The organism is Kribbella sp. NPDC006257 (assembly GCF_040613535.1).
Lineage (GTDB): Bacteria > Actinomycetota > Actinomycetes > Propionibacteriales > Kribbellaceae > Kribbella.
The window spans coordinates 17,004-28,911 of record NZ_JBEXSJ010000009.1 but is presented as its reverse complement, the minus strand read 5'-3'; the positions used below and the strand labels follow the sequence as shown (position 1 = coordinate 28,911).

The window sequence follows — 11,908 nt, the reverse complement described above, 5'->3', positions numbered from 1 at the left end:
GGTGTGGGACGGCTTGGCAGGTGCCGGCGTGCTTTGCCGCACGGTGGGCGGCTGCGGCGGCACGGGGTGCTTGCCCAAGGCATCTATCGCGGCGGCGACCGTCGGCGCGGCGTACCGTGCTGTCCGCCCCGTGGCCGGATGCACCAGCGCGACATCGACGGCCAGTTCATGCCCGTCCGGGCTCGACCCAGGCATCGCCCGAAGCCGGACAGTCACCTCGTGCCCGCTCCGGATCAACTTCTTGAGAAGTTCCTCGAGTGCCCTGAACTCGGTCACGTTGACCATGACACCCGGCGGGATCAACCCACGAGCACGATCCCGCGAGAAGGCCCAGTCCAGCGCCCGCGGTGCATACGGCCGCTGCGGTTTCCCGTCGATCGTCGGTGGTCGCTGGGCGCGGTGTACCTCCCGCAACTCGAGCACAACCTCATCCGGCTGTCCCTTGCGCCCGAACCTCCACTCGGCGCGATTACTCGACTCGTTCGAAGCCACCTGCCCGCTAACCGCACCGTCCCCCGCCACCACCGGCACGCCCGCCACGTAGGTAGGCGGCGTGGTCACGCTCGGCGGAGTGGTTGGCGTGGGCGGGGTGGTTGGCGTGGGCGGAGTGGACTCGGTGGCGGTGGTCGGGCCGCCGGGTGGGGTCGGCGTGGGGCTGTCCGGCGTATGGGTGTGCGGTGGTGACATGTCGTACTCGGTGATGGCGATGCCCTTCGGCCGGAGCAGGCCGGTGGATTCGTCCACCTCGGCCCGGACCGCGAAGTACTCCATCGACCCGTTGTCCAGCGCATCGAGCATCTCCCGGCCGAACTCCACGCTGCCGTTCAGCTCGGGGTCGATGCCCGGACGGACCGGAACCGTCGTCGGCCGCGGACCACCATCGGCGACATGTGCGGCGTACGCAGTGTCATAGGCGGCCGCATAGTGCGCGGCGTACGCGCTCTCATAGTCGGCGGAGAAGTCGACGGCGGAGGCAGCGATCTCTGCCGTGACCCGGGCATGCGCGGCCTCGGCGATGGCGACCGAAGCCTTCTCAGCAGCAATGGAGTCCGCCGGATTGGCCGCGGCGTGAGCAGCCGCGGCATCGGCCTCCGCAGTCAAAGCTGCCGCATGATCGGCGGCGGCCGCGGCCACCGCCACGGAGTCACCGGCCGCAAAAGCCTGGAACGCTTCCTGATAGGTCTTGCCATACGCGGCTTCCGCAGCGACTCGGTGCGGGGCCAGCGCCTGCTCACCGGCTCGATTGACCGCCTTTTCGAGCCTCTTCCCGGTCAGGCCCGTCTCCCGGAGCGCGGTCTTAGCCGCCAGCTTCGCCGGTTTGACGTCCGCGAACCCCTGCTCGAGCCTCGCCTTCTTTGCGGCCTCGGCTGCGTTCTCGGCGTACTCCCTCTGAAACTTTTCGGCCGCGGTGGCTCGGTTCGCAGCGGTCGAGGTGGCGTACTTCGCGGCATAGTCGGCGGCAGTAGGGGCACTGACCTCGACGAGCTGCCACGAGTCGAGGAGGGCGGCTCCCTCGTTCTTCCCGATCATCACCTCGAGGATGGATCTGACGTATTCGCGATGCCCCTGGGCATAACGGAACTGCTCGCCGGGTTCCAGCCGGGCGCCCAGGTCGGCGTTCGGATTCTTGGCCTCGACGATCACGAACCCGAGAATCTTGCGAGTGTCCGGATGGACCCGCGCGTAGACCTGGTCGAAGGTGTCCGCGCCGTCCTCGCGCAGATAGATGCGGTAGATCTTCTCGCCGGGGTGGCGCCCGATCAGCCAGTTCCCCATCGTGCGCGCGAAGTCTTCACCGAACTCGCCGCCCACCATGTCCGGTGACACCGTCTCGACCGGATTCGGACCCCGGGCAGCCTGCTCGATCTGCGCCCGTTCCTGTGCTGACAGGTCGGACCAGGACTCGACCTCGCCGCGAGTGACCCGCACCGGCATCGGCACTGTGGACCGGCCGAACTGCCGGACCCAGCTGTTCACCATGCGCTGGAAGATCTCCATCATGGTGGCCGTGACCTTCAGAACCGGATCGGTGAAGGGGACGTGCTGTACCTCGCCGACCTTCTGCCCCTCGATGACCGTCTCAAGTCTCAGTACGCCGTCGGTCTGCCAGACCCACGGGAGTTTGACCTCGACCTCACCGGTGTCGGTCTCGACCGTGAAGGTCCGCTCGTCCGGCGTGATCTCCCCGAGCCCTCGACGTCCCTGCTGCTTCTTGCCCCCGGTGTAGAACTTGTGCCGCAGCTCCTGCGCCGCCTTGGTCAGGGTTCCGTCGGCGCCCAGCTCGTTCATCCGCGCGATGAGCTCTTGGTGTGCGGCTGCCTGCACAGATCCGGCCGCGGCCACGTCCGCAGCGGTCACCGTCACATCGGCCGCCGGTGGCGCATTGATCGGCGCGGCCGAGTTGTCCGTGGTCGAGTCCGTACTACGGTCGCTCGCGGCATCCAGCGCTCGTCGTACCTCGGCCACATCTCGGAGCCGCTGCAGTCGCTGCTCGGTATCCGGATGCTCGAGATTCAGTTCACCGACGACCTCGCGCATCTTCGCCGCGACGGCCGCCCGCCGCGCCTCACCGTGCTGACCGACCTGGTCCAGCTGGCCGTGCAGCAACAGCAATTCGCCGATCCGCCCCTCCTGATGCGGATTGAACGCGGGCCCCTCGGATGCCTTTGCCGCCCGGCTGTTGAGTTCGCGCACCTCGTGCACAAGGACGCGCGCGATGTCGCCGTCATCAGCCCGATCGGACACGATCACCTTGGCGAACTCGGACTTCCCGTCCGACAGCCGATACGCCCCCGGATGCTGATCGGTGACCTCCCCGACCGAGATCCGCAGGACAAAGGCATCGCCCTCATACGGCGTCACCCTGACGACGACCTCGTCCCCCTCGATCGTCGCCTCGATCCTCCGGACACCGGCGGCGTCCGCCACCTCCTCTTTCTCGACCTCCGCCTTGACCCGCCCCAACACCACCCCACCATCCCGAGCGGCCCCATCAGCAACAAAGCTCTTCAACTTCGCCGCATTGCCATCCACCGGGCCTTCGGCGGCGACTGTCGGCTTCGGAGTCGCGTCGACGACGTCATGAACCTCCTCCGTCGTCGGAGCGCGGTGAGAGTTCGTCTGCACAGGCGCCGTGGTCGTCGGTCCTTGCACAGTGGGCGCAGTATGAGCAGGAGTCATCATCACTGGTGCAGCCGGAACCTGCTCCGTCACCTCTTGATGAGCCTCATTCCCATGCCCTGTTTCCGCCTGCGTCCCATCAACCTGACCAACATCGTGCTGACCACCACCATCCGAGGTGTTATCAGCCGTGTTCTGCCCAGCATGCTGCTGGTCCAACTGCTGAACCTGCTGCTGATCCGCTCGCTGCTGAACCTGCTGCTGATCAGCTTGCTGCTGGACCGGATGCTGATCAGTTTGCTGCGGAGCCTGTTGCTGTTGATTCACCTGCTGCTGGTCGTGGTGTTGCTGGTCGAACCGCTGAGTCGGCTGATCCGCGTTCCCAGGCCGGATCGTCCCATCACCCGGATGCGCTCCCGGATGCACTGCAGCGGGCGGCGCCACCACCGGATCGCCCTGCTGGTTCAGGTCAAGCTGCGAGGTCCCCGTCGGCTGACCGGCTGTCTGTGTCCCGGCGTCCACGGCCGATTGCGTCCCGGGATGCCCGCCCGCCTGTGTCCCGCCAGTCGTCGCCGCGCCTTCCTGCGCGCCGGCCTGGCTTCCGGCTTGGGTCCCACTGCCCTGCGCACTTCCTGGTGCGACGCCCGCGGCGCTCGCGTCAGTGGGCAACTGAGCCGAGGGAGGTGGAGGTGGAGGATTGATATCCGGTGTGAACGTCGAGAAGTCCGCGCCATGCTTGGCGATCAGGTGGTTCGTGGCGACCTGGCTGAACTCGCGCGCCCCCTGCACTCCGTTGGCGCGCAGCGTTCCGTGCGCCCCCGCGCTCAACCAGCCGCTCTCGATACTCTTCCCGTAGTCGCCGATGTTGCCCAGATTCGCCCAGTTGCCGGTCATCACGTCGTTGGCGATCTTGCTCGAGATCGGCGAGCTCAGCGAGTTCGTGCCGAAGGACTCCACAAAGGTCGACGCGTGCCGGCCAATACCTTTGGGCGCCCCGAGCCGGTCCAGCCCTCGCTCGACGATGCGGCCGGCCACGCCGAACGGTTTCCCGATCACGTGCGAGATCGGCTCGCCGGCCGCAGCCCCGCCACCTGCCTGCAGAATCTGGTCCCGGGCGAACTGCGGGTCCTTCTCGAACATGCCGGTCTGCAGCAGTGGACCGATCGTCGTGGTCTCCTCGTCGATCACTTCGGTGACGATGCCCTTGAGGAAAGTCTTCAGGTTGAGGCTCGCGAGCTTCGGAAAGGTTGCAGCGGCCGCCCTGGCGGCGAGACCCTCCAGCAAGCCGGTGACCACCTTGGCGGTGCCCCGCGAGATGAGCCAGCGGGCCAGCGCCCCTGCGGCCCAACCAGCCGGGCCACCGGCTGCGGCCGCAGCATAGAGCGGCAGATTGATCGCGATCTCCCAGACGATCTGCTTCTTGGTGTACTCCACTTGATCGGCGTACGCACGGACCTGCGCGGCGATGTCGTACGCCGACTTCCCGACGTTGCCGGCCCCCTGGGCGCCGGAGAACTTGTTCAAGGAGTGCTCGAACCCCGCGCCCCCGAAGTCAGGCCAGAACTCCTGCACGGTGGCCACTTCGTCGGAGGCGGCCTTGGCGATGTCGTCGGCCAGCTTTCCGAGGTCGTCCCAGCCTTTGGCCAGCTCGTTGCGAAGCCTGTCCTCGTCGGCGTCCGGCCATCCGAAGACGACCTTGAAGCCCTCCACAGCGGCGTGTCCTACCAGGCTCAGCACAAGATCGGAGAAGCCCCATTGGTCCGGGGGCGGCGGCGCGACCGGCATCGCACGCTACGCCCGTGCGGCCCGGTTCAGCTTGTCCCGATACTCCTGGTCGACCCGTTCGTAGTCGGTCGCGTTGGTCCCCATGCTCCCGGCGAGCTGACCCAGTCCGTCGGCGGCTGCGGTCGTCGAGTCCTTCACATCCGTTGCGGGCAGGTTGTAGCCGAGATGGAAGTTGTCGGCGGCCGCGCCAGTGCCGATGGCGGGCTCCGCTGCGACGATCCGCTCGATCACCGCCTTGGCGTCGGTTCCGAACTGCGTCGCTTTCGCCGCCAGCGCGGCACCCGCGGTGCGGATCTGGTCCGTGTCCATCGCCAATTTGTCGTTGATGCTCACCTTTGCCATCAGGCAGACCTTTCCTTGCGGCGGCGGATCTGTTCGAGCACCGGCCCTATCACCAGATCAGCGGTCTCCTCGTCGGCGTCCGGGAGCATCGTCGTGCGCATGACGGCGAAGGCGCGGCGGGTGGCGTCCTCGACAGCACCGGCGAAGGTCTTGGTGATGATCTCTGCGAGTGCTGACGAATCGGGCGTGCGGTAGATGCGTGGATCCAGTTCGAGGCCGACCAGGCCGCCGTCGCCGTCAACCGTGACGGCGACCAGCCCGTCATCGGACTCAGCCCGGCCACGAACGTCCGATGCGGCCCGGCGGGCTGCTTGCAGATCCTCGGCAAGCTTCGTGAAGTCCTCGATCATGCGAGCAGCATGGCCGCGCGCCGATCGTCACGACGTGCGATGTCCGCTTTCTGCCAGCAACCCGAGTGACGCGCGGCCGAACGCGACGATGAAGCGTGGCCAAGCGAATCAGCGCAGTCCTTCTTCTCGCGGTCCTGGCCGGCACGTCGGCGGGCGTTGCCGATGCGGCGCCGCCGGCCGGGCTCTGTACCAATGCCGAACCGGCCCGCCCACCGATCCAACGGTTGCCCTGGGCACAGGAATCTCTGGATCCGACGCGGGTCTGGCCGTTCAGTACCGGTGCCGGAGTCCTGGTCGCGGTCGTCGACAGTGGTGTCGACACCGACCATCCGCAGCTGCACCGGCCGGGCAAGATCGCTGCCGGCGAGGACTTCTTCCAGGTCGGCAAACTCCGCGCGACCTTCGACTGTGATTCGCACGGCACCGCCGTGGCGAGCATCATCGCTGCCGATCCCGCGACCGGGATCGGCTTTCGCGGTCTCGCCCCGCAAGCAGGCATCCTGCCGGTCCGCGTCAGCGAGCGCGGCACCACGGACGGAACCACCAATGAGATCGATCCGCGAGTCCTTGCCCAAGGCATCCGCTATGCGGCCGACCACGGCGCCCGGGTGATCAACCTGTCGCTGGCCGGCCAACGCGACGAGCCCGAGGTCAGGCAGGCGGTCAGCTATGCCCAGCGTCGCGACGCCTTGATCGTCGCGGCCGTCGGGAACGGTCAGCGCGACGGTGACGTCCTGCCTTCCTATCCTGCTTCCTACCCGGGAGTCCTCGGGGTCGGCGCGGTGGACATCAACGGCAAACGCCTGGACAGTTCCCAGATCGGCCCCTATGTCGACCTGGTGGCTCCCGGTGGATCGGTCGTCGGCGCCAGCCGCCGCGGGGGGCACAACTACTACAGCGGAACCAGTTTCGCCGTCCCCTTCGTCTCTGCGACGGCTGCGCTCGTCCGGGCCGCGTGGCCGAAGCTGAGCGCGGCCGAGGTGGCCCGACGGCTGCTGGCCACTGCGGATCCGGCGCCGGGCGGGAGCGGCAGTACGACGTACGGAGCAGGCCTCGTCGACCCGTTTCGGGCCGTCACGGAAGGTCTGAGCGACCAGCGCCCGGGCGCTGTTCCGGTGCTGACGCACCCGCCGGTCGATCAAGCGGCGCTGACGAAAGCAGCGAACGAACGGCGACTGATGTCCACCGCCTGGCAACGGTCCGGCCTGGCCATCGGTGCGGCTCTGCTGAGTCTGCTGATCGCCCTGATCGTACCCGGCGCGCTGCGCCGTCGCTGGCGTCCGGGCCGGCTTCCCGCACCGTCGAACGAACGCCCGCGCGACGATCCGCCCGACCAGCTCTTCCTGCTGCCGGCCCCGCCGGCCGAACGCTGAACGCCGAATGACCCCGGTGCCTGAAGGGCACCGGGGTCATTCGCGCTGACCGGTTGCTCGCCGTCAGACTCAGTAGCGAGCAGCGGCTCGGGCTACGGTGGCGATGTTCTCCATCAGCGCCCCCATGCCGGTCACCCGCAACTGGTTCTGCATCTCCTGCATAGCGAGGGTCACCTGATCCCAAGCGGCGTTCACCTCGGTGAAGCGCCCACCTGCGTTGTCCATCAGGTCCTGCGCGGTCAGGCCGACAGTCTGCAACCACGCATCCTTGTCTGCCATCACCGCGGAGTGGGTCGCCTGGACCTGACCCAGCATCCCTTCGACCGTGCCGAACTCACACTTCTTCATCACCATGGGATTGTCTCCTTGGTTCGCCGACCGATCAGAGCACTCCGCTGAACATCGGTGCCTGGACGGAATTGATCTGACTGGCCAACGTCGCGTCGTTGTTGACGTAGTCGTTCAGATGCATGCCGGTGTCGGCACTCACCTTGTTCAAGGCAACGACCAATTTGGCCATGCCGTCAGCCCAGCTCTGATGGGCAGTGCCGAAGCTGACCGCCTGGTCCATTGCCCAGCCACTGCCGATCACGGCGCCGACATGACTGGTCAGCCTGGTCACGTGACCGTGCAAGCTGTCCGCTGTCGAAGCCGAGATCGTCTGCGCGTGCTGAGCCGACTCGGTCACCATGTGCAACTGGTTCGCGGGATTCGCCATCGTCTTCTCCTCTCCTGCATCGCGGCCGGGCGCCGGCTCTTCCGGGCCGCGGACCGGAGCCGCGACCTGTCCCGCGGCTCGATCCGACGGTAGGCAGCCACCCTCCGGCGCCGTGCCACACGGCACGTTCCTGCCACCAGGTCCCAACCAGGCAACGCGGATCCGACGATCAAGATCTGCCGAACCGAGGAGAGCGAAACATGGCGACGGTCATCGTCAAGCGGCCGGCCCGCCGGCCGGCACCGGACCTGCCGTCCGGCGAACTGTTGCTCGAAGCACCGCCGGAGATCCCGGTACCGAGCGGGCGGCAATGGACGCAGGCCCTGATGATGCTTCCGATGGTGGCGATGATGGGGGCGATGCTGCTCACCTTCTCGAGCAGCCTGAACTCCAGTCTGCGCCTGGTCGTCTACGGCCTCTTCGGCGCGGCGATGCTGGGGATGGTGATCGTCGCCGTCGTGCAAGCCGGTGGCTCCAACAAACGGGAGATGGGCCAGGCCCGCCGGGCCTATCTGCGGCAGCTCGCGCAGCACAGGCTGCGGCTGAACCGCGCGATCGATCGGCAGCGATCGGCCTTGTCCTACGTGCATCCGGCGCCGGAGAGCCTGTGGAGCCTGGCCGCGAGTTACCGTCTCTGGGAACGCCGGCGCGATGACCCCGACTTCGGGGTGGCACGGATCGGGGCCGGCCGGCAGAGCGCTCCGTTGACCCTGGTCCCACCGGACACGCAGCCACTCGAACGGCTCGAGCCGCTGTCCGCCCTGGCGTTGCGGCGGTTCCTGGCAACGTATGCCGAGGTACCCGGCCTGCCACTCGCGATTGCTGTCGGCGGCTTCAGCCGGATCTATGTTCGCGGCGACCGGGTCCGTAGTGTCGGCATGGTTCGCGCCCTGCTGGCCCAGCTCGGAACCTTCCAGGCGCCGGACGACCTTCGCATCGCCATCTGCGCGGGGTCTGCCGAGCAGGCCGACTGGGAGTGGGTGAAGTGGCTGCCCCATGCACTGCACCCGCAGCGGACCGACGCCATCGGCTCGCTGCGGCTGGTCGGTGCCAGCATCACCGCGATCGAGGCGATGCTCGAGGACCTGATCGCATCCCGGCCGCGGTTCGATCCGGAGGTCGATCAGCGCTCGTCCGGTCCGCAGCTGGTGGTGGTGATCGACGGCGGCGAGCTGGCCGGCTCCGATCATCTGATGACCGGCGGCGGCGTGGAGGGCGTGGTGGTGGTCGACCTGACCGGTACGCCGCCGCGCACGGTCGACCCGAGCTGCATCGTGCTCACTATCGATGCTGAAGGCAACTTGTCCAGCGAGACGATGGACGGTGACACCGAACTCGGCGCCGCCGACATCATCGAGCCGGCGGCAGTCGAAGCGCTGGCCCGCCAGCTGGCGCCGCTCCGGCTGACGGCCGGAGTGGTCGGCGAGCAGCCGCTGAGCGCCGAACTCGGCCTGGCAGAGCTGCTCGAGCTAGGCGATCCGTACTCCTTCGATCCCACCTTGACCTGGGTTCAGCGCCCGAACCGGGACCGGCTGCGCCTTCGCTTCGGCATCCGCCCCGACGGAGTACCGATCGAGATCGATCTGAAGGAGTCGGCACAGGACGGAATGGGCCCGCACGGCCTCTTGATCGGCGCCACCGGTTCGGGCAAGAGCGAGCTGCTGCGCACCCTGGTGCTCGGCCTCGCTATCACCCACCCGCCCCGCTCGCTCAACTTCGCCCTCGTCGACTTCAAGGGCGGCGCTACCTTCACCCGGCTGGACCGGCTGCCGCACACCAGCGCGGTGATCACCAACCTGGCCGACGAGTTGCATCTGGTCGACCGGATGACCGACGCGCTGAACGGCGAACTGCTTCGCCGGCAGGAGCTGCTCCGGGCCGCCGGCAACTTCTCCTCGCTGCGCGACTACGAGAAGGCCAGGGTCGCCGGTGCGCCGCTCGACGAAGTGCCGACCCTCCTGGTGATCGTGGACGAGTTCAGCGAACTACTGAGCGCGAAGCCGGACTTCATCGACACCTTCGTCCAGATCGGACGGGTCGGCCGGTCCCTCGGCGTTCACCTGTTGCTGGCAAGCCAGCGCCTGGAAGAAGGCAGACTGCGTGGTCTGGACACTCATCTGTCCTACCGGATAGCGCTGCGGACCTTCTCGGACATGGACAGCCGGACAGTGCTCGGCAACGGCGACGCGTTCACCTTGCCCCGGCCGCCCGGACACGGCTTCCTGAAGTCCGGGACCGAGCCATTGATCCGGTTCCGGTCGGCGTACGTCTCCGGCGTACATCAGCGTCCGACCGCCCAAGGGACCTATCGCACCTACGACGACTCCCTGGAGCTGATGGAGTACTCGACGAACTACCGGGCACCCGTCGTCGACGACGCCGGCGAACAGCAGCGCCCCGACGAGGTGAACGACGACACGATCGGCGAAAGCCTGCTGGACATCCTCGTCGATCAGCTCGAAGGCCACGGCGATCCCGCGCATCAGGTCTGGCTGCCGCCGCTCGACGAGTCGCCCGCGATCGGAGACCTGTACTCCGGACCGGTGGTCGACCCGGCGCGCGGACTCACCACCAGTGAGCCGACGTTGCGGGGATCGCTGCAGGCGGTCGTCGGAATCGTCGACCGCCCACTCGAACAGCGCCGGGACCCGCTGGTACTGGACCTCTCCGCCGGTGCAGGCCATGTGGTGGTGATCGGTGGTCCGCAGAGCGGCAAGAGCACGGTGGTCCAGTCGATCATCACCAGCCTGGCGCTGACACACACCCCGGCCGAGGTGCAGTTCTACTGCCTGGATTTCGGCGGCGGCTCCCTCGGCCCACTACGGCAGCTTCCCCACGTAGGCGGCGTCGCCGGCCGGCAGAGCATCGGCGCCGTACGGCGCACCGTGGCTGAGGTCTCGGGTCTGCTGGCCCAGCGGGAACGGCAGTTCGCCGCCCAGGAGATCGACAGCATGGCGACCTACCGGCGCCGTCGTGCGGCCGGGGAGTTCCCCGCCGATCCGTTCGGTGACGTGTTCCTGGTGATCGACGGCTGGGGCACCCTGCGCAGCGACTTCGAGGACCTGGAGATGTCGATCGCCGATCTGGCCGCGCGCGGACTCTCGTACGGCGTCCACATCGTGCTGACCTGTGCCCGGTCCTACGAGCTCCGGCTGAACATCCGCGATCTGCTCGGCACCAGGCTGGAGCTCAAGCTCGGTGATCCCATCGACTCGATGGTGGATCGGATGGCGGCCCTCGCCGTACCGGCGAACCGTCCGGGCCGCGGGATCACGGAGTCCAGGCACCAGATGCTGATCGGGTTGCCGCATCTGACCGACCGGTCCGACGCCGGTGTCGACGAAGGCGGCCGCAGTTCGGCTGCGGCCGGCGTGGCAGAACTCGTAGCGGCCGTCGCCGAGGCCTGGTCCGGTGACCGCGCACCCGCCGTACGGTTGCTACCAGCAACCTTTCCGTACGCCAGCCTGCCGGCCAAGGATCGCCGTGACGGCACCGGGCACCGGCTCGCGATCGGACTGTCCGAGCAGGATCTCGGTCCGATCGAACTGGACTTCGCGACCGAGCCGCACCTGCTGATGTTCGGCGATGCCGAGTCCGGGAAGTCGAACTTCCTGCGGGTGCTGGCGTCCCGGATCGTCGCGAGCTACCCACCCGAGCAGGCCAGGATCCTCCTGGTCGACCACCGGCGCACCCTGCTCGGCGAGATCAGCACGCCGCATCTGATCGGTTACGGGACCGATCGGCCGAGTACGGCACATCTGATGTCGGAGGCGGCCAGATCGATGACGGAACGGCTGCCACCAGCCGATATCACTCCGGACCAACTCCGGAAGCGGACCTGGTGGGAAGGACCCGAGCTGTTCGTCCTGGTGGACGACTACGACCTGGTCGTCACTCAGCTGGAGAACCCGTTCCTGCCGCTGCTCGACTTCGTTCAGCACGGTCGCGACATCGGCTTCCACCTGGTCGTCACCCGCCGGATGAACGGCGCCGGGCGGTCACTCTACGAGCCTTTCATCGCGCGGATGCGGGATGTCGGCACACCGGGCGTGCTGTTGTCCGGCGACAAGATGGAAGGTCCGCTGCTGGGCGGCATCAAGCCCGAGATCTTCCCACCCGGCCGAGGCCGGCTGATCCGGCATCGCGGTGAACCGCAACTGATCCAGCTGGCCTGGCGCCCACCGAACGAGGAGGAAGCCTGACCGACCAGATCATCCGAC

The 11,908-nt window shown here is 67.6% G+C and carries 7 protein-coding genes; 2 read left to right on the top strand and 5 right to left on the bottom strand.

Annotation, left to right across the window (positions count from 1 at the left end; all coding sequences use genetic code 11):
* From ABZ004_RS13125 to ABZ004_RS13115, 3 genes are all read right to left on the bottom strand, one after another.
* Window positions 1-4,830, bottom strand: a 4,830-nt coding sequence (locus ABZ004_RS13125) for a hypothetical protein (RefSeq protein ID WP_355680044.1), incomplete at its 3' end; no start/stop codon positions are given.
* A gap of 81 nt (window positions 4,831-4,911) precedes the next feature.
* Window positions 4,912-5,247, bottom strand: coding sequence for a hypothetical protein (locus tag ABZ004_RS13120; RefSeq protein ID WP_355680043.1), 336 nt, complete (start codon window positions 5,245-5,247; stop codon window positions 4,912-4,914).
* Window positions 5,247-5,597: a YbaB/EbfC family nucleoid-associated protein gene (locus ABZ004_RS13115; protein ID WP_355680042.1), complete on the bottom strand. Its 351-nt coding sequence runs from the start codon at window positions 5,595-5,597 to the stop codon at window positions 5,247-5,249. The genes ABZ004_RS13120 and ABZ004_RS13115 overlap by 1 nt, the downstream gene beginning before the upstream one ends.
* Before the next feature lie 95 nt (window positions 5,598-5,692).
* On the opposite strand from ABZ004_RS13115, the gene mycP reads away from it, so the two are divergent.
* A complete protein-coding gene (mycP, locus tag ABZ004_RS13110; RefSeq protein ID WP_355680041.1) occupies window positions 5,693-6,970 on the top strand; it encodes a type VII secretion-associated serine protease mycosin in 1,278 nt (425 codons plus the stop codon).
* A gap of 69 nt (window positions 6,971-7,039) precedes the next feature.
* Here mycP and ABZ004_RS13105 read toward each other — a convergent pair whose 3' ends face one another.
* Together ABZ004_RS13105 and ABZ004_RS13100 are read right to left on the bottom strand one after the other, a co-directional pair.
* Window positions 7,040-7,324 (bottom strand): hypothetical protein, encoded by a 285-nt coding sequence (locus ABZ004_RS13105; RefSeq protein WP_355680040.1) that lies wholly within the window; start codon window positions 7,322-7,324, stop codon window positions 7,040-7,042.
* Between the two features lie 28 nt (window positions 7,325-7,352).
* The gene (locus tag ABZ004_RS13100) at window positions 7,353-7,688 is read right to left on the bottom strand and encodes a WXG100 family type VII secretion target (protein ID WP_355680039.1); all 336 of its coding nucleotides are present in this window, start codon (window positions 7,686-7,688) and stop codon (window positions 7,353-7,355) included.
* A gap of 200 nt (window positions 7,689-7,888) precedes the next feature.
* On the opposite strand from ABZ004_RS13100, the gene eccCa reads away from it, so the two are divergent.
* On the top strand, window positions 7,889-11,890 hold the full coding sequence (gene eccCa, locus ABZ004_RS13095) for a type VII secretion protein EccCa (protein WP_355680038.1): 4,002 nt from the start codon (window positions 7,889-7,891) through the stop codon (window positions 11,888-11,890).
* The last annotated feature ends 18 nt before the right edge of the window (window positions 11,891-11,908 follow it).